This window comes from Bacillota bacterium, assembly GCA_040757205.1.
Lineage (GTDB): Bacteria > Bacillota > Desulfotomaculia > Desulfotomaculales > Desulforudaceae > Desulforudis.
On sequence record JBFLXL010000001.1, the window covers coordinates 1 to 17,084 of the forward strand.

Sequence of the window (17,084 nt, forward strand, 5' to 3'; positions counted from 1 at the left end):
TGTATACTTGGAGCACGGTTTCAGGGGGTGACATTTTCTCAGGCCACTTTAACGATCTTAAGGGGTGACATTTTCTCAGGCCAAATTAGCGTGTTCTAAGGTGACATTTTCACTGGCCGTTGACAGTGCTTATTTCAGGCAGTGCTTATTTCAGGCTTATTTCAGGCTGATTATGGGCCGGTCGTGGCAATTCCGCCGTGCCGAGGTATTGTCGAAGGTCACCGCCGGACCCTATTGGGCCTGAAGCGGCGCTTCCCTTTCTTCGCTCCTTTCGGATGAGGACACATTCAGGTTGTACCATTTGCCGCACCGGGAACCCCACCTGCTGATCAGGTTGTCGCCGATGTAGAATTCGTTCACCTCACAGTTGTTCGGGCAGTCCGCGCAGGAAAAGGTGCGGGGCCGGCAAGTGAATCCGGCGATTTGGGCCGCGCCGCGGAAGTTGGTGGCCGTGCGCCGCCGCTCGGCGTTACGCTTGGCCAGGATGGCGGCGCCAAAAGCACCCATCACCTGGAAGGTTTCGGGAACCACGATGTCCAAACCGAGCCGCTTCTGGAATGCGGCCCGGATGCCGGCGTTGGCGGCCACGCCACCCTGGAAGAGGACCACCGGTTCAATCTTGCGGCTGCGCGCCACGTTGGCGAGGTAGTTTCCGACCAGAGCGATACAAAGCCCGGCGATAAGGTCTTCCTTCCTGTAACCCATTTGCTGCTTGTGAATGAGGTCGGACTCGGCGAAAACCCCGCACCGTCCCGCGATCTTGATCGGGCTTTCCGAACGGAGAGCGTAGTCGCCGAACTCTTCAATCGGGATGCCGAGACGAACCGCTTGATGATCAAGAAAGGAACCGGTTCCAGCCGCGCAGACGGTATTCATGTTGAAGCCCACCGGAACTCCGTCCCGAAAGAAAATGATCTTTGAGTCCTGCCCGCCGATGTCGATCACCGTGCGCACGTCGTTCCGGAAGTGGCGCGCCGCGACCGCGTGAGCGGTGATCTCGTTCTTGATGACGTCAGCACCCACCATTATCCCCGCCAAACGGCGCCCGCTGCCCGTGGTGCCCACCCCGGCGATGGGCGGCTCCCCGACGGTCTCGTGCAATTTCCGAAAGGAATTCTGGATGGCCTGGATCGGACCGCCCTCAGTCCGCAAGTAGGACCGGAACAAAAGTCCGGCGTGCTCATCGATCACGGTCAGTTTTGTAGTGACACTGCCTACGTCAATGCCAAGATAGTAACGCAAACTTATGCTCCCTCCTCCAGCTTGAGACGACCGGTCCGGCGGTCCTTCAAGATGTCCAGGAAAGCTTCCACGCGGGTCTCAAAGCCGGCCTCACCGGTCTGGTCGGTGATGATGAAGGTCAGCACCGGAAGATCCAATTCCTCACTCAGTTTCACCATAATGTTCTGGGCTACGATTTCGGGCATACAGGTAAACGGCATCAGGTGAATAATGCCGTCGATGCCTTCCTGCGCCGCCAAGGCCGTGAGCCCCACGCTGAAGTTCCCGTGCCCGCCCACGTCTGTTTCCAGGTAGGGAAACGCGGCCTGCTTGATCTGGTTCTTTCTGGCGGTGGCCTCCCGGGTCGGAAAGAGGTTTTTGTGAAACCACTGGGTTACCGAAATTTCACGGTCCACCCACACCCGGGGGTCCTTGGATTTGCCCAGCAGAGATTCCAGGTGCAGGTTGATGTGGGCTTCGAGCACCACCCAGATTTCGCCCAGGATTCGGACCCGAACCGGGTTGGTGTCTTCGGTTTCGATAGCCTCCGCCTGGTCTCGGAACTCATTCAACAACATCCAAACCGACTCGGTGGAAGCAGCGCGCTCCACACGGCGCACGAACCCGGCGAACAGCCGGTCCACCGTTCCCGGCCTGCTTTCGAAAGCACGCACCTGATGACAGATGCTCTCGGCTTGGTCAATGGCGGCCATGCGGTGGTAGCCGGCGTACAGGGCCCGCAGAATTTGCAGCCAGGAGGCCTGATTGGTGGTCCGTTTCAAGGTCCGGCGGAAGTCCGACCATCGCTCCCGCAGCGGAAGCGGTGAGTCGATGACGATGAGTTCGAACTCGTAGCCCAGGCGGCGCAGCAACTGTTCTTGTACCTGGGCATACCACCCCAACCGGCACTTGCCCTTGCCGCCGACCATGAGCAGGTGGGTGGCCCCGTTTTCCAGAAGCCAGCGCATTTGGCCCAGAGTGATGGTGAACGGAAGGCAGACGAACTCGGGTGACAGGTGCTTGCCCAGCTCCAGGACCTCCTGGTTGGCGTGAGGGGTCTTGACCGAATCCACGCCGCAGTCCGCCAAGGCGGAACGAATCGCCAGATCGAGATGTCCCATGGTCGGCATGCCGATCACAAACCGTTCCGGGCGCAGCCCGGGAACGGGCACTTCCGGGACGGTCCGTGAAACCTCGGCCGGGAGCGGCTGGACATCCATGAACGCTTCGATCCGGGTTGCCAGCCCGGCGTCGGCGGTATGCTCGTCCAGGGTCAGGAGAAGGAAAGGTACTCCGTAACGGGCGGCCTCCTCCTCCACAAAATTCTCGATAATCGATTCCGGGCCGCACTCAAAGGAGCCCACCAGGACCAGTTTATCCACCAGGTTGTTCCGGAGATAGTGAAGGGCGGCGCCGAGAAGCTGGGCTTCAAAACTCCACAATCGTTCGCCGTCCGACACCGTTTCCATTTGGCGGCGGATCTCTTTTGGGGAAACCATCTCGGCGGTCAGCACCCGGCCGTACTGCTTGAACTTGGGCAACAGATCCATGCTGAAGGCGTCAAACAGGATATAAGGGTGACCGATGACGGCCACCGTTTCATCGGCGGAGCCGGCGGCCGCCTGGTCATTCCCGCGTTTGAGCACCTTTGACTCCAGGACGTGGAACGCTTCGACCGTCGACAGAAGTTTCTGGACGCAAAGCGTTTCAAAGCGGTGCTGAGCCTTCCAGGCGGCCTGGAGGGCGCGGCGGGCGCGATCCGGCGTGGCGCCCAAAAGCAGGCCGGTTTCCACCCAGGTCCTTTCCCAGTCACGTTTCCCCTGAGACAGGTCAATCACCGGACTCAACACTTGAGTGCCGCTTTCAAGCGCGTTTTTCACCATGTACGGGATGCCCATGAACTTCGGACAGCAGTAGTTCTTGGGCTCCAGACTGACCAGGCATGGAATGAAAAGGCGGTCGATTCCGCGGTCAAGCAGTTCGCGGGCGTGTGCGAACAGCAGTTTCACCGCCACACAAGGCTCATCGGTGGGGCAAAAATCCATTTTCTCCAGCACCCGTTTGGTGGTGGGCGGGGATACCACCAGTTGCACGCCGATTTCGCGGCAGAACTCGGCGTAGAAAGGGTACATATAATAGTAAGCCATCGCTCGGGGCAAACCTACGGTTGCCATTAGACTCACATCCAAAGAGGTCTGGGCCCGGTCTCTCAGTATGCCCGCTTCCGGTTGCCGAATACCAAAAAAAAATCGCCCACTGGTATCACCGCTAGTTTAGCAGAATATGGGCCGCTAGTCAATTTTGGCTGCCAACAGCCGCCAACAGCCGTTTCGACCAATTCAGCCAAAATTTGGCCGGTCCTTGCGGGACAGAATCCATTATATCCTGGTTATTGAGCCGGACACACGGCGCCAAAATAAGCACAAAGCATGTTCGGAGGCGGGCATATTTGAAAAGCGGTAAAAAAAAGAACCGAAAGAAAAGCACGGTGCGTCAGGAAGATAGTGTACAGAATCTTGAACTCGGTCGCGAAGTCGGTATTGATTTTAGGAAAAAGAGTCATTATGTTCTAACATAAGCGGCCGGTCAGAAGTCCATAATAATTTCAAACAGAAAAAAATAAAATAAACACAAAACAGTAGAGGAGGCAAAAACAATGGGTCGCACGAATCCCGCGATTGTTCCGCAAGCCAGAAACGCGCTGAATCAGATGAAGTATGAGGTGGCCGGCGAAATCGGCCTCGCCAACTACCAGGCGCTTGACAAGGGTGACCTGCCCTCCCGGGTCAACGGCAAGGTTGGCGGCAATATGGTCCGCAAGATGGTGGCCTTTGCGGAGCAGGCTATGGCCCAAGGCAACGTGAATCAGGTCCGGGCGGCTGCCCCGCCCGAGCCTTTCGGCACTCAGGGTCAATAGTCTTCGACCCGGCCGGACAATGACAGATGAAACCCCGTTCCAGAGCAGACGGCAAAAGCCGATTCTGCTCTTTTTTTACTGCAGGTAATCGGCGAAACGTTCGGGGGCGATACCCGGATGCAAGGCCACGGACAAGCCGCCGGCAATTATGCGGGCACAGTTTTTGATCAGGTCGTCTATTTCCTTGGGAGTGACCATGAGCTGTCCGCCAAAGGGCTCCAGCAGTTGCTGGATGATTCCCTCCATTTCGGCAACTTGCGGCGGTGTCCGTCCGTGTATCTCGTAGAGCTTCACGATGGCGTCACGAGCGATAAACGCGGCGTGAACAACGGTCGGAACGCCGATGGAGATTACTTTTACACCAAGAGTTTCTTCGGTGAGCCCCTGGCGCCGGCCTCCGATTCCAGACCCGGGATTGATTCCCCGGTCGGAGAGTTGAATGGAGGAGGCGATTCTCTCGACCGAGCCGGCCGCGAGGGCGTCGATGCAAATCACCAGTTCGGGGCGCACGTGCTCGACGACGCCTTTGACGATTTCGGCGGTTTCGATGCCGGTGATTCCTAACACGCCCGGTGCCAGCGCGCTGACCACCCGGGTTCCCTCCGGGATATGCTCCGGCGCGAAATGATAGACGTGCCGGGTTACGAACGTATGGTTGGCGGCTCGCGGACCCAGGGCATCAGGAGTGGCGTTCCAGTTGCCCAATCCCACCACCAGGATATTTCCCTGGTCGCTTACTTGGATCATTCCCTTGAGGGCTCCGGCGAGTTCCCGGACTACGGCGGAATGGGCGTCCGGATCTGTGACTCGTATAGCCGGTGCTTCAATGGTAATGTAAGTGCCCGGAGGCTTGCCCATGGCTTGCGCGCCGTATTCATCGGTGATTCTGACCGTGGTGATCTTGCCGTGCTGGAATTCACGGCGCTCCACCGCGACCCCGGAGATTTCTTGACCGGTCTGGGCTCGCAGGGCATCGTGCGCTTCAAGCGCCAAATCGGTCGAAACACCACAGACTCTCATAATCGGCCTCCTTTTGCCCCTAACTGTTTTCCAAGAGTATCGTGGCCCGCGCCGGCGCCGAATATACCGGAGGTGCTCAAGGTTTATGTCTGGGCTGCGGAGGCAGAATACGGGGATAAGGAAAGGAGAAAAAGCTCTATGTGCCGGCAGGATGTGTTATAATGATTGCGAATTTATCCCAGAACCGGGTGAATGAAATTTGCGTATTATCGCCGGAAGTTTAAAGGGCAGGCGTTTGCAGGCCGGGTCCGGGTTGGCGGTCCGGCCCACCACCGGCCGGGTGCGGGAGGCGCTGTTCAATATTATCGCGGAGCGCGTTTTGGAAAGCCGGTTTTTGGACCTTTATGCCGGAACCGGAGCCGTGGGCCTGGAGGCATTGAGCAGGGGTGCGTCTCTGGCTGTATTCGTGGAAAACGACCGGCGAGTGGCGGCGGAATTAAAAAGACGCTTGGACGAAACCGGGCTGGCCGCAAAGGGCCGGGTGCGTTTGGGCAAAGCGACGGCGGTGGTCGGCGCCCTGGGGGTGGAGGGCCGGGTATTTGACCTGGTGTTCATGGATCCTCCCTACTCAGGTGAGCTTATGACCAAGACCCTGTTCCGTCTTTCTGAGTCCGGCGTTGTCGACCCGGCCGGTTGGGTGATCGCCGAGTCTTCCTTCCGGCGGCCTCCATCCGACAGGGCGGGCGGCCTTTATGTTTGGCGCCGCGAACGGTACGGCGAGTCTTTGCTGTCGTTCTACCGGGCGGAGGAGAAGTCGGGATGAAGATTGCAGTGTATCCCGGCAGCTTCGACCCCATCACCAACGGGCATCTGGATGTGATCCGGCGGGCGGCGCAGGTTTTTGACCAAGTCATTGTGGCCGTAGCCAAAAGTTCCGCCAAGCAACCCTTGTTTTCCATCGCGGAGCGGCTCGAGATGCTCCGGATTGTTTTGCGGGAAGTGCCAAACGTGCGCGTGGACGCCTATCAGGGCTTGACGGTCCGTTATGCCCGGGAGCAGGGTGCGCGTGCGCTGATCAGGGGCCTGCGGGCGGTCTCCGATTTTGAATACGAATTTACCATGGCCCTTACCAACAAGAAGCTGGCGCCGGAAATCGAAACCGTCTTTTTGATGACCGAGGCCAAGTACTCATTCATCAGTTCGGGTTCCGTCAAGGAGGTGGCGCGGTACGGCGGCTGCGTGGAGGATATGGTGCCGGTTCAGGTGGAGCGGATATTGAGGGATAAATTTCGGATGAGGGGTGAGGGGTAATTGGAATTGCTGTCCATACTCAATGACCTGGAAGAATTTGTTCAGAATTCCTCCCGGGTGCCGATGACCAAGAAGGTGCTGTTGGATGAGGAGAAGTTGTTGGACTTTCTGGACCGGGCCCGTACCATTCTTCCGGAAGAAGTGCGCAAGGCGAAGTGGCTCGTGCAGGAGCGGGAGAAGGTAATCAGCGAGTCCCGCCAAGAAGCGGCCCGTCTGTTGGAAGAGGCCCAAAGGGAAGTTGAAAAGAGGGCCGACCAGAGCGAGGTGGTCCGCCGGGCTAAGGAAATAGCGGACGAAATTATAATGAAGGCCGAAAAGGCCTCCCGCGAGATGAGGTTGGGGGCGCGGGACTATGCGGACGAGGTGTTGTCCAAGCTGGAAGCCCGCGTTGAAAAGATGATGAAGGAGATCGAAGGGGGCCGCTTGGAACTAAAGAACATGAAGTAGACGCCGCACCAGATGGACGAACATGGCAAAGCTGAAAAGGGCCGGAGGCAGGCTCAAGGCTAACAAGATAGAAGTCTGAAGGACTTCTGTCCAAGTCATGACCAGTTCCGGGCGGGTCACGGCCTGGGTCACCAGCAGCGGCTCAACGACCGGGAACAGCAGCAAGGTCAACACAGCCGCCAAGAAGGCATGTGCGACGCGCCCCACTAAGTACAGCCGGAGCCGGATGTCCGTCTGGGATACAAAACTGGCGACTTGGGCCTGGATGGAAAGGCCGCTCCAGGCCAGAATCAACTGTACGGCCACCAATTGTTGAACCAGCGGTGCGGCGGTTTCACTCACCGCCCTGATCCCGAGAGTCATCTCCAAAAAGCCGGTGGCCAACGCCGGGTTCAAAGACGGGTGCAAGCCAAGGGGCCCAAGAAAAAGACCGAACAATGCGGCCAGGATACTGAGCAGTCCGAAGCTGTCCAAAAGACGGATGACGACGGCGAATAAAACGATGAACCCACCAATCACCAGCAGTTTGCCCACGGCGGTTTTCACCGCCTCACCCAGAATCAGTCCCGGATGGCGCCCGTCAGCAGCCATGAACTCGTGGACGGCCCGCCTCCATAGGTGGCGGTACTCCCCGGCGTGCCGTCTCCGCTCGTGGGGGCGGTAGTGCCGGAACAGTAGCCCCAGGGTGAGGTTGGCCGCGTAGTGGATGCCCAGGAGAAAAGGCCCCAGCGCGGGATTGTTAAAAAGCCCTACCGAAACGGCGACCAGAACGAAAAGCGGGCTGGCATTGCTGGTAAAGGAAAGCAGGTGTTCGGCCTCCACCCGCGTGCATTGCCCGGCGGAGCGGAGACGAGCGGAGAAGTTGGCCCCGACCGGATACCCGGATGTGTAACCCACGGCGACGGCGAACGAGGCGCTGCCCGGTAGGGCGAAGACCGGGCGCATGACCGGTTCCAACAGTACCCCGGCGAAACCTACCAAGCCAAGACCAAGCACCAGTTCGGACATGACAAAAAAAGGCAAAAGGGCCGGAAACACGATATTCCACCAGGTATCCACTCCGAGGAGGGCTCCCTCGAACGCGGTATGGGGACGGGCGGCCAGGACGACTAACAGAGCCAGGGCGAGTATGGCCGCTGGCAGCCTTCCGAAACCCGAACGCATGTGTTTTTCCCCATTTCCCCGAGTAATGAAACATGAGCCGGGCGATTCCCGACTAACAGAGCCTATGGCCGGCAAAGCCGCGTGAGACCAGGTTTTTATTGACAAGCCCAAGGGCCGCCATTATAATGGGCCTGTTAAGCGATTGGGGGAAACCGATGTTTGGGCTCGACTTAAGCGCCGTCAGGGACCGGCAAGGCCAACCGGTAACCTTCGGTTTCCGGGAAGAACTGCCGGAACTGGACCGTTTCGAAGGGGCCGGTTCCACCGTGGGACCGGTGGATGTTACGGTTACGGTCACGTACCTGGAAGGGATTTTCTGGCTGGAGGGCACCGTGGAGGGCCGGTTCGGGACGGAATGCGCCCGGTGTCTGGAGCCGGTCCGGTCTCCGTTTGGCATCAAGCTGGTGGAGAAGTATACCCTCGGACGGCGGGATGATGCCGTTGGCATACCGGTTGACGGTGATTTCATCGACTTGACGGAGAGAATTGTCGAGAGCGTGCTCCTGGCGCTGCCGATGAAGCCGTTGTGCGGCCCCGATTGTCTGGGACTGTGTGCCGAATGCGGTCAGGCGCTCAACAAGGCCGCCTGCGATTGCCGGCCCGAAGGTGTTGATCCCCGTCTGGCCGGATTGGGCAAGCTTTTCAAAACCGGAATGAAAGGGGTGGAATAATGGGAGTTCCCAAGCGGAAGCATTCCAAGCAGCGCCAGCGCACGCGGCGCGCGGGGTGGAAGACCGAAGCGCCCACCCTGGTGAATTGCCCGCAGTGCCGGGCGCGGATGGTTCCGCACCGGGTCTGCCCGGAATGCGGGTACTACAAAGCGAAAAAGGTCGTAAACGTCGATAAATAAGCTTTTGGTTCACCAAAAGCTTATTTTTTACCGTTGTTGCTTTTAACTGGCAAGTTGGATATACTCTCACTTATAGAATGATCCGGGGGGGCCGGCAGTTGCGCATTGCGGTAGACGCCATGGGAGGCGATTTCGCTCCCCGGGAGATCATCAGGGGTGCGGAAGCGGCGGCCCGTGAGTGGGGTTTTGAGGTTGTCCTGGTCGGAGACGAAGAGGCCATCGCTAAGCACGCCGATTCAGCCTTACGCCTTCCCGTGGTACATGCCCCGCAGGTTGTGCAAATGGACGAGTCCCCCGTGACGGCCGTGAAGCGCAAACCCGATTCCTCAGTGGTCAAGGCCGTCGAGTTGGTCAAGAACGGCCGGGCCGATGCGGCCGTGTCCGCCGGCCATACCGGTGCCACTTTCGCCGCCAGTTTGCTCCGGTTGGGGAGAATCCGTGGTGTCGAGCGTCCGGCACTGGTCAGTGTTATCCCGAACGAAAAGGGTCAAACCGTGCTCTTGGACATCGGCGCCAACGTGGACTGCAAACCGGAGCACTTGCTGAAGTTCGGCATAATGGGCAGCCTGTATGCCGGGAAGGTGCTGGGCGTTTCCAATCCCCGGGTGGGTCTTTTGAGTATCGGTGAGGAATCTTCCAAGGGAAACGAGCAAACCCTGACGGTGTTCCCGCTGTTTAAGCGGGCCCCGTTTGATTTTGTGGGCAACGTGGAGGGTGGGGACCTGTTCAGCAGCCGCGTGGATGTGGTGGTCTGCGACGGGTTTGTCGGCAACATTGCGTTGAAAACAGGAGAAGGCGTGGTTCGGACGTTGGAAAAGGCGGTAAAGCAGGAAGCGGCCACCAATTGGGTTTCAAAAGTCTGTGCGTTGCCCACCGTCTATATGCTCCGGAACGTGCGCAAGCGCTTCGACTACACCGAGTACGGCGGTGCCCCGTTGCTGGGGGTCAACGGGGTGGTGGTGGTGAGTCATGGCCGGTCTAACGCCAAGGCCGTAAAGAACGCCATCCGTGTGGCCGGTGAAGCGGTGCGGACAAACCTGGTCGGGACCATCGCCGGCGGCATCGCCAAGGTACGGGAGAATGGAGCCGGGACCGCTGATGGCTGAGCGGATTTCGGCCGGAATCGTCGGCATTGGGACCTGTGTGCCGGAGAAGGTCCTTACCAATCAGGACCTGGAAGCGCTGGTGGACACTTCCGACCAGTGGATCCGCGACCGCACCGGGATCCGGGAGCGCCGGATCGTTGATCCGGGCCAGTCTACATCGGACCTAGCCGTTGTCGCCGCCCGCCGGGCCCTGGCCGACGGCGGCATCGGACCCGGGGAGCTGGACTTGATTGTTGTGGCCACGGCCACTCCGGACATGACTTTTCCGTCCACGGCCAGCCTGGTGCAGGAACAACTGGGTTGCGGGCCGGTGGCGGCTTTTGATCTCTCCGCCGGATGCACCGGTTTCATGTACGGCTTGGTGGTCGGCGCGCAGTTTATCGCCGCCGGTACCTACCGGACGGTGCTGGTGATCGGTGCGGAGACTATTTCCAGGATTCTGAACTGGGAAGACCGGACCACTTGTGTGCTTTTCGGGGACGGAGCCGGGGCGGTGGTGCTGCGACCAGTTCCACCCGGACGGGGTATGCTGGCGGCCAATCTGGGGTCGGACGGGTCCGGAGGTGACCTGTTGAAATTGCCGGCGGGGGGTTCCAGACTGCCGGCCTCAGCGCTCACCGTGGAACAGAAGCTGCACTACGTGCACATGAACGGGCGTGAAGTGTTCCGGTTTGCCGTCCGCATTATGGGTGAGGCAGCCGCCGCGGTGATCCGGGAGGCCGGTCTCAGGCAGGACCAGATCGATCTGTTTATTCCCCACCAGGCGAATATTCGGATTATTGAGGCGGCGGCCAAGCGGCTGGACCTACCCATGGACCGGGTCGTGGTCAACGTGGACCGCTACGGCAACACTTCCTCCGCGTCCATTCCGTTGGCCCTGGAAGAGGCGGTGCTTTCCGGCCGGCTGGCGGACGGTGACCGGGTGGTGATGGTCGGCTTCGGCGCCGGACTGACCTGGGCCGCGGTCGTCATGGATTGGGTCGGCACCGGCGGACCGGGTTAGAGAAACCGTTTGTTTGAGGAGGTTCCAAAGAGTGCTTAAGACCGAGATTTGTGAATTGCTGGGTATCGAGTACCCGATTCTGCAGGGCGGGATGGCCTGGGTTTCGGAGGCCAAGCTGGCGGCGGCTGTTTCCGAAGGCGGCGGCCTGGGGATTATCGGCACCGGTCAGGCACCGCCGGACTGGGTCCAAACGCAGATACGCGCCGCAAAATCGCTTACAGACAAGCCGTTCGGCGTAAACGTCATGCTGCTCTCGCCGTTTGCGGACGAGGTTATGCGGGTGGTTTTCGAGGAACGCGTGGCCGTGGTCACCACCGGAGCCGGCAACCCGGGCAAGTACATCAATGCGCTGCGGGAGGTGGGCTGCCGGGTGATACCGGTCGTACCTTCGGTCGCCTTGGCCCGGCGTCTGGAGCAGACCGGAGTGGACGCCCTGATCGCGGAGGGCATGGAGTCCGGCGGCCACATCGGGGAATTGACGACCATGGTGCTGGTACCCCAGATTGTGGATGCCGTCAGCCTCCCGGTGATCGCCGCCGGAGGCATCGGTGACGGCCGGGGGGTAGCGGCGGCGTTCGCGCTGGGTGCGAAGGGGGTACAGTTGGGTACTCGCTTCATCTGCGCCGAGGAGTGCACGGTACATCCGTTGGTGAAGGAGAAGGTCCTCAAAGCCAAGGACCGGGACACCGTAGTCAGCGGGCGGAGCACCGGTCATCCGGTAAGGTGCCTTAAGAATAAGCTGACGCGGCAGTTCGAGGAATTGGAGGCCAGGCAGGCCTCCCCGGAAGAGCTGGAGAAGTTGGGAGTGGGCAAACTGCGGGCGGCCATGGTGGAAGGGGATGTGGAATACGGTTCGGTGATGGCGGGCCAGATTGCGGCCCTGGTCAACGAAATCAAGCCGGCCGCGGAAATCATCCGGCAACTGGTGTCGGAGACGGAACAGGTCGTGGAACGGTTGGCCCGAGCGGGAGAAACCAAATGAAAACGGCCTTTTTGTTTCCCGGCCAGGGTTCCCAGTACGTGGGCATGGGTGAAGAGTTGCACCGCAACTACCCGGTGGTGAGGCGGGTCTTCACCCGTGCCGATGAAATCCTCGGCTTTTCCCTGACCCGGCTTTGTTTTGAAGGGCCCCGGGAGGAACTCCAGAAAACGGCCAACACTCAGCCGGCGGTGTTTGCGGTCAGTATTGCCTGTTTCGAAGTGCTCCGCGAAAAAGGAATCACACCGGACGTAGTCGCCGGACACAGCCTGGGTGAGTATACCGCCCTGGCCGTGGCCGGCGCCTTTTTGTTCGAGGATGGTTTGCGCCTGGTGCGCCGGCGGGGACAGCTCATGCAGGAAGCCGTTCCCCTTGGGACCGGCGGTATGGTGGCCGTCCTGGGACTGGAGCGGGAAGCCCTCAAGGAAATCGTGGCCGAGGCCGGGCGGGCGGGCGTGATCAGCCCGGCCAATTTCAACTGCCCCGGACAGGTGGTGCTGGCGGGAGAAATGCCTGCTCTGGAGCGGGCCGTGGACCTGGCGAAACAGGCCGGAGCAAAGAAGTGCGTGCCGCTTTCGGTCAGCGGGCCGTTTCACTCCTCCCTGATGCGCAGCGCCGGGGAACGTCTGGCTCAAGCGCTTGACGGCATCGAGATCAGAGATCCCCAAACGCCGGTGGTGGCCAACGTTGACGGCCGGTTCCTGACGGCGGCGGCGGACGTAAGGGCGGCACTGGTCCGGCAGATTTACAGTCCGGTCCGCTGGGAGGAAGGGATACAGGCGCTTATTGGGGCTGGAGTGCGCACTTTTGTGGAAGTAGGCCCCGGCAAAGTACTGTCCGGGCTGGTCAAAAAGATCGCCTCCCGGGAGGCCGTCATCCTGAACGTGGAGGACGGAGATTCCCTGCAAAAAGTCCTTGCTCGCCTGGAGGAGGTTGGCTAGAATGAGACTTGACGGAAGAACGGCCTTGGTGACCGGGGCCTCGCGTGGTATCGGGCGGGCCGTGGCTTTGGCTCTGGCCGCCGCCGGGGCCGACTTGGTCCTGAACTACGCCAGCAACACCACGGCGGCCGAGCAGGTGGCGGCCGAAGCCGAACGTTCAGGCTCCAGAGTGCTGTTGTTCCGGGCTGATATCTCCCGGCCGCAGGAAGCGGCAGAGTTGGTCCAGGCCGGACTTAACGGATTCGGAGGTCTGGACATCCTGGTGAATAACGCCGGGATTACCCGGGATAACCTGCTACTGCGGATGACTGATCAAGATTGGGACGAGGTATTGAACGTAAATCTGAAAGGGGCTTTCAACACCACCCGGGCGGCACTCCGGCCCATGATCAAAGCCCGCCGGGGCCGGATCATCAATATTTCGTCCGTGATCGGACTGCGGGGTAACGCTGGTCAGGCGAACTATGCCGCTGCAAAGGCGGGCCTGATCGGATTCACCAAGTCGGTGGCCAGGGAAGTCGGTTCGCGCCACATCACGGTGAATGCGATTGCGCCGGGCTTCATCCAGACCGAAATGACCCAGGGACTGTCCCCGGCGGTGCGTGAGCGCATGGTTTCCGAGATTCCGCTGGGGCGTTTAGGCACCCCTGAGGACGTGGCGGCGTTGGTCGTCTTTTTGGCCGGTGATGCGGCGGGATATATCACCGGGCAGGTGATCGCCGTCGACGGCGGTATGGCCTTATAGGAGCGTGCGAGCTTGGATGGCGCGCCGGAATAAATCAAAGGCACAAGCGCTGGAAAGGGGGTGACAGGCGAATGTCTGAAAAGTTTCAAAAAATACAATCACTGATTGTGGAACAACTGGGGGTGGACGAAGAAGAGGTTACTATAGAGGCCTCATTTGTAGATGATCTTGGCGCTGATTCCCTGGACCTGGTGGAACTGGTGATGGCCTTTGAGGAGGCTTTTGAGATACGCATTCCCGATGAGGATGCCGAAAAGATCCGTACCGTCGGCGACGCCGTAACCTACATTGACGAACGGAGTTAGCGTTCCCGGCCCCGCCTGGGGGAGGTGCTTTTATTGCGGCCGCGAGTGGTAATTACCGGTATGGGGGTGATCACGCCCCTGGGCACCGGTCTGGAGCCGTTCTGGTCCGCCCTGGTCGCGGGGCGTTCCGGAATCAGAAGCATCCAGTCGTTTGACGCCGGCGCTTTCAGAACACGGATCGCCGGTGAAGTGCCCGATTTCGAACCGACGGACTACATCGAGAAGAAAGAAGCCCGGCGTATGGACCGTTACGCGCAGTTTGCGGTGGCCGGCGCGGGGATGGCCATTAAAGACGCCGGTCTTGAACTGGAAGGCTTGCGCCGGGAGCGGGTGGGAGTGGTCATTGGTTCCGGAATCGGCGGCATGCACACCTTCGAGGAACAGGCCCGGGTTCTGTTCGAACGTGGGCCCGACCGCGTGAGCCCCTTTTTTGTCCCGATGATGATCGGGAATATGGCGGCCGGCCAGATCGGGTTGACCTACAGGCTGTGCGGGCCCAACGTGACCGTGGTTACCGCCTGCGCGTCCGGCAACCACGCGATCGGGGACGCCTTCAAGGTAATCCAGCGCCAAGATGCCGACATCATCATCTCCGGCGGCACGGAGGCCTCGATCACCCCGCTGGGCTTGGCCGGTTTTTGCGCGATGAAGGCGACGTCGGCGCGTAACGACGCCCCCGAGCAGGCCTCGCGGCCCTTTGACGCCGAGCGGGACGGGTTCGTTATGTCCGAGGGCTGCGGCATTCTGGTACTGGAAAGTCTGGAACACGCCCGGCAACGAGGGGCTCCGCGGATTTACGCCGAGGTCGTCGGGTACGGCACCAGTTGCGACGCCTACCACATCACCGCCCCCGATCCGGAAGGATTGGGCGCGGCACGTTCGATGCAGGCCGCTCTGCGCGACGCGGCCGTCGAACCGGACGGGGTGGACTACATCAACGCCCACGGTACTTCAACGTCCTTGAATGACCGGGTGGAGACCATCGCCATCAAGAGCGTTTTCGGCCCCGCTGCCTCCAGACTGGCGGTCAGTTCAACCAAGTCCATGACCGGACACCTTCTGGGCGCCGCGGGAGGCCTGGAGGCGGTGATCTGCGCCCTGGTGCTCCAGCGGCAGGTAATCCCCCCGACAATCAACTATGAATATCCGGACCCGGAATGCGACCTGGACTACGTGCCGAACTCGGCCCGGGAGGCCCGGGTGCGGGTTTGCCTGTCCAACGCCTTCGGCTTTGGCGGTCACAACGCCACCCTGGCTTTTCGAAGGTACGAGGACGGTGACCGGTAGTGGTGCCGTTCACAGACCTGGTGGAATTCCAGGAGGGAATCGGGCTCTTCTGGCGGGATCCGGGTCTTTTGCTTGAAGCGCTGACGCACAGCTCATACAGCTACGAGCACCCGGGTCACCGGCACAACCAGCGGTTGGAATTTCTCGGCGACGCGGTGCTGGAAATCGCGGTCAGTGATCATCTGTACCGGCGGTTGCCCGACGCTCCCGAGGGCGACCTTACCAAAATCCGGGCCGCCGTGGTGTGCGAACCGGCATTGGCCCATGTGGCCCGGGAGATGAACTTGGGCATGTACCTGCGCATGGGCCGAGGGGAAGAACTGTCAGGCGGCAGAGAGCGCCCCTCGGTACTCGCCGACGCGCTGGAGGCGTTGCTGGGTGCGCTGTATCTCGACCAGGGCCTGGAGACCGCCCGGTGGTTTGCGCTGCAACGTCTGGAACCCATAATCCGCGCCACGCTGGCCGGCAAGGGGGAGGCCGACTACAAGACCAGGCTGCAGGAGCTTTTGCAGAAAAGGTCGGCCGAGCCGTTGCGCTACGTGATCATTAAGGAAGAGGGCCCGGACCACGATAAGTTGTTCACCGCCGGTGTGATGTACCGGGGCAAGGTCCTGGGCCGCGGTACCGGACGGACGAAGAAAGAGGCCGAACAGCACGCGGCCAGGGAGGCGCTGGTCAGTTTTGAGCGCTCAGAACAGCATCACTAGGAGGTTCTTATGGGCTTATTCAGCCGCCTGAAACAGAGCCTGACCAAGACCCGGGAGGTACTGGCCGAGAAGGTGGAGGGCCTGGTGTACGGGAGGACGACCGTAGACGAGTCCCTCTACGAGGAACTGGAAGAGGTGTTGATTCAAGCCGACGTCGGCGTGGAGACGTCCCTGGGACTTGTGGCCCGGGTACGCGAGCGGATGAAGGCGCAAAGACTCGATGACCCAACCAAGCTCAAACCGATTCTCAAGGACGAATTGCGGCAGATCTTTGCGGGCGGGGATGACACCGCAAACTTAAGTCTGGACGGGAAACCGGCGGTGGTTCTGGTGGTGGGAGTCAACGGCACGGGGAAGACGACCTCGATCGGCAAGCTGGCCTACCTGTTCCGCCAAGAGGGAAAGAAAGTGCTGCTGGCGGCGGCCGACACTTTCAGAGCGGCGGCGATTGACCAACTGGAAATCTGGTCGAAAAGAGCCGGGGCGGAATTGATCCGGCACGGTGAGGGGGCCGATCCGGCGGCCGTGGTTTACGACGCCATCCAGGCCGCCCGGGCGCGGGAGGCCGACGTGTTGATCATCGACACGGCCGGCCGGCTGCACACCAGGGTTAACCTGATGGAAGAGCTGAAGAAAGTATTCCGGGTGGTGGCCCGGGAACTGCCGGGTGCGCCTCACGAAGTCTTGCTGGTTTTGGATGCGACCACCGGGCACAACGCGGTCAGCCAGGCCAAAATGTTCGGCGAGGCCGTCGGCGTGACCGGGATCGTGCTGACCAAACTGGACGGTACCGCCAAAGGCGGGATCGTAGTGGCGATCCGGAACTCGCAGCAGATACCGGTCAAGCTGGTGGGCACCGGCGAGAAAATCGAAGACCTATCGTATTTCAATGCCGGCGAGTTCGTGGACGGGCTGCTGGGGTAGGACGGGAAAGGGAGCCAGAATTCAGAATTCAGAATCCAGAATTCAGGAGCCAGAATGCAGAACGAGAGGAATAGGCTTGCCGAACGTTTCGCCTGGTCCACGGAAGGGCAGGGGTCGGAAGCTGGGAGCTCGCAGTTGCACTGAAATGGTCCGGGTGAGCCTCAGAGTGAACGCTGATTCCGGTTTATGTCCCATATTCTGAATTCTGGATTCTGAA

19 protein-coding genes are annotated in these 17,084 nt (G+C 60.3%); 15 read left to right on the forward strand and 4 right to left on the reverse strand.

Annotated elements, in window-relative coordinates:
* Window positions 1–231: 231 nt before the first annotated feature.
* Both AB1402_00005 and AB1402_00010 read right to left on the reverse strand, forming a co-directional pair.
* Window positions 232–1,242: an acyl-CoA dehydratase activase gene (locus tag AB1402_00005; GenBank protein MEW6539987.1), complete on the reverse strand. Its 1,011-nt coding sequence runs from the start codon at window positions 1,240–1,242 to the stop codon at window positions 232–234.
* Window positions 1,243–1,244: 2 nt separating this feature from the next.
* Entirely contained in the window at window positions 1,245–3,395 is a 2,151-nt protein-coding gene (locus AB1402_00010) for an acyl-CoA dehydratase activase-related protein (protein ID MEW6539988.1), read from the reverse strand.
* 482 nt (window positions 3,396–3,877) lie between these two features.
* Here AB1402_00010 and AB1402_00015 point away from each other — a divergent pair, with 482 nt between their 5' ends.
* Entirely contained in the window at window positions 3,878–4,138 is a 261-nt protein-coding gene (locus AB1402_00015; protein ID MEW6539989.1) for an alpha/beta-type small acid-soluble spore protein, read from the forward strand.
* Window positions 4,139–4,213: 75 nt separating this feature from the next.
* On the opposite strand, the gene gpr is transcribed toward AB1402_00015, so the two are convergent.
* Window positions 4,214–5,158: a GPR endopeptidase gene (gene gpr, locus AB1402_00020; protein MEW6539990.1), complete on the reverse strand. Its 945-nt coding sequence runs from the start codon at window positions 5,156–5,158 to the stop codon at window positions 4,214–4,216.
* A 199-nt stretch (window positions 5,159–5,357) separates the two neighbouring features.
* Here gpr and rsmD point away from each other — a divergent pair, with 199 nt between their 5' ends.
* Genes rsmD through AB1402_00035 form a run of 3 tightly spaced genes read left to right on the forward strand, consistent with a single transcriptional unit; the run spans window position 5,358 to window position 6,856 of the window.
* Window positions 5,358–5,921, forward strand: a complete 564-nt coding sequence (rsmD, locus tag AB1402_00025; protein MEW6539991.1) for a 16S rRNA (guanine(966)-N(2))-methyltransferase RsmD — start codon at window positions 5,358–5,360, stop codon at window positions 5,919–5,921.
* Entirely contained in the window at window positions 5,918–6,409 is a 492-nt protein-coding gene (coaD, locus tag AB1402_00030; protein ID MEW6539992.1) for a pantetheine-phosphate adenylyltransferase, read from the forward strand. The genes rsmD and coaD overlap by 4 nt, the downstream gene beginning before the upstream one ends.
* Complete coding sequence (locus tag AB1402_00035; protein ID MEW6539993.1) at window positions 6,410–6,856, forward strand: ATPase; 447 nt, start codon at window positions 6,410–6,412, stop codon at window positions 6,854–6,856.
* Here the strand turns inward: AB1402_00035 and ylbJ are convergent.
* Complete coding sequence (gene ylbJ / locus AB1402_00040; GenBank protein ID MEW6539994.1) at window positions 6,839–8,020, reverse strand: sporulation integral membrane protein YlbJ; 1,182 nt, start codon at window positions 8,018–8,020, stop codon at window positions 6,839–6,841. The genes AB1402_00035 and ylbJ overlap by 18 nt on opposite strands.
* 155 nt (window positions 8,021–8,175) lie before the next feature.
* Here ylbJ and AB1402_00045 point away from each other — a divergent pair, with 155 nt between their 5' ends.
* The 11 genes from AB1402_00045 (at window position 8,176) to ftsY (ending at window position 16,867) form a co-directional block, all read left to right on the forward strand.
* A complete protein-coding gene (locus AB1402_00045) occupies window positions 8,176–8,691 on the forward strand; it encodes a DUF177 domain-containing protein (protein MEW6539995.1) in 516 nt (171 codons plus the stop codon).
* The gene (rpmF, locus tag AB1402_00050) at window positions 8,691–8,870 is read left to right on the forward strand and encodes a 50S ribosomal protein L32 (protein ID MEW6539996.1); all 180 of its coding nucleotides are present in this window, start codon (window positions 8,691–8,693) and stop codon (window positions 8,868–8,870) included. Before AB1402_00045 ends, rpmF begins: the two co-directional genes overlap by 1 nt.
* Window positions 8,871–8,968: 98 nt before the next feature.
* A complete protein-coding gene (gene plsX, locus AB1402_00055; GenBank protein MEW6539997.1) occupies window positions 8,969–9,976 on the forward strand; it encodes a phosphate acyltransferase PlsX in 1,008 nt (335 codons plus the stop codon).
* Window positions 9,969–10,979, forward strand: a complete 1,011-nt coding sequence (locus tag AB1402_00060) for a beta-ketoacyl-ACP synthase III (protein MEW6539998.1) — start codon at window positions 9,969–9,971, stop codon at window positions 10,977–10,979. The genes plsX and AB1402_00060 overlap by 8 nt, the downstream gene beginning before the upstream one ends.
* A gap of 31 nt (window positions 10,980–11,010) precedes the next feature.
* Window positions 11,011–11,961 carry an enoyl-[acyl-carrier-protein] reductase FabK gene (gene fabK, locus AB1402_00065; GenBank protein MEW6539999.1) on the forward strand — a complete coding sequence of 317 codons (951 nt, stop codon included), beginning with the start codon at window positions 11,011–11,013 and terminating at the stop codon, window positions 11,959–11,961.
* Window positions 11,958–12,899, forward strand: a complete 942-nt coding sequence (fabD, locus tag AB1402_00070; protein ID MEW6540000.1) for an ACP S-malonyltransferase — start codon at window positions 11,958–11,960, stop codon at window positions 12,897–12,899. The genes fabK and fabD overlap by 4 nt, the downstream gene beginning before the upstream one ends.
* A gap of 1 nt (window position 12,900) precedes the next feature.
* The gene (gene fabG, locus AB1402_00075; GenBank protein ID MEW6540001.1) at window positions 12,901–13,644 is read left to right on the forward strand and encodes a 3-oxoacyl-[acyl-carrier-protein] reductase; all 744 of its coding nucleotides are present in this window, start codon (window positions 12,901–12,903) and stop codon (window positions 13,642–13,644) included.
* Between the two features lie 71 nt (window positions 13,645–13,715).
* A complete protein-coding gene (locus AB1402_00080; GenBank protein MEW6540002.1) occupies window positions 13,716–13,949 on the forward strand; it encodes an acyl carrier protein in 234 nt (77 codons plus the stop codon).
* A gap of 33 nt (window positions 13,950–13,982) precedes the next feature.
* Window positions 13,983–15,236, forward strand: a complete 1,254-nt coding sequence (fabF, locus tag AB1402_00085) for a beta-ketoacyl-ACP synthase II (GenBank protein ID MEW6540003.1) — start codon at window positions 13,983–13,985, stop codon at window positions 15,234–15,236.
* Window positions 15,236–15,943: a ribonuclease III gene (gene rnc, locus AB1402_00090; protein MEW6540004.1), complete on the forward strand. Its 708-nt coding sequence runs from the start codon at window positions 15,236–15,238 to the stop codon at window positions 15,941–15,943. The genes fabF and rnc overlap by 1 nt, the downstream gene beginning before the upstream one ends.
* Window positions 15,944–15,952: 9 nt before the next feature.
* Window positions 15,953–16,867 (forward strand): signal recognition particle-docking protein FtsY, encoded by a 915-nt coding sequence (gene ftsY / locus AB1402_00095; GenBank protein ID MEW6540005.1) that lies wholly within the window; start codon window positions 15,953–15,955, stop codon window positions 16,865–16,867.
* Window positions 16,868–17,084: the final 217 nt, after the last annotated feature.

Coding starts and splice junctions, on each gene's coding strand:
- AB1402_00010 (MEW6539988.1), bottom strand. CDS start 3,395: ATGGCAACCGTAGGTTTGCCCCGAGCGATGGCTTACTATTATATGTAC.
- AB1402_00015 (MEW6539989.1), top strand. CDS start 3,878: ATGGGTCGCACGAATCCCGCGATTGTTCCGCAAGCCAGAAACGCGCTG.
- gpr (MEW6539990.1), bottom strand. CDS start 5,158: ATGAGAGTCTGTGGTGTTTCGACCGATTTGGCGCTTGAAGCGCACGAT.
- coaD (MEW6539992.1), top strand. CDS start 5,918: ATGAAGATTGCAGTGTATCCCGGCAGCTTCGACCCCATCACCAACGGG.
- ylbJ (MEW6539994.1), bottom strand. CDS start 8,020: ATGCGTTCGGGTTTCGGAAGGCTGCCAGCGGCCATACTCGCCCTGGCT.
- AB1402_00045 (MEW6539995.1), top strand. CDS start 8,176: ATGTTTGGGCTCGACTTAAGCGCCGTCAGGGACCGGCAAGGCCAACCG.
- rpmF (MEW6539996.1), top strand. CDS start 8,691: ATGGGAGTTCCCAAGCGGAAGCATTCCAAGCAGCGCCAGCGCACGCGG.
- AB1402_00060 (MEW6539998.1), top strand. CDS start 9,969: ATGGCTGAGCGGATTTCGGCCGGAATCGTCGGCATTGGGACCTGTGTG.
- fabD (MEW6540000.1), top strand. CDS start 11,958: ATGAAAACGGCCTTTTTGTTTCCCGGCCAGGGTTCCCAGTACGTGGGC.
- fabG (MEW6540001.1), top strand. CDS start 12,901: ATGAGACTTGACGGAAGAACGGCCTTGGTGACCGGGGCCTCGCGTGGT.
- AB1402_00080 (MEW6540002.1), top strand. CDS start 13,716: ATGTCTGAAAAGTTTCAAAAAATACAATCACTGATTGTGGAACAACTG.
- ftsY (MEW6540005.1), top strand. CDS start 15,953: ATGGGCTTATTCAGCCGCCTGAAACAGAGCCTGACCAAGACCCGGGAG.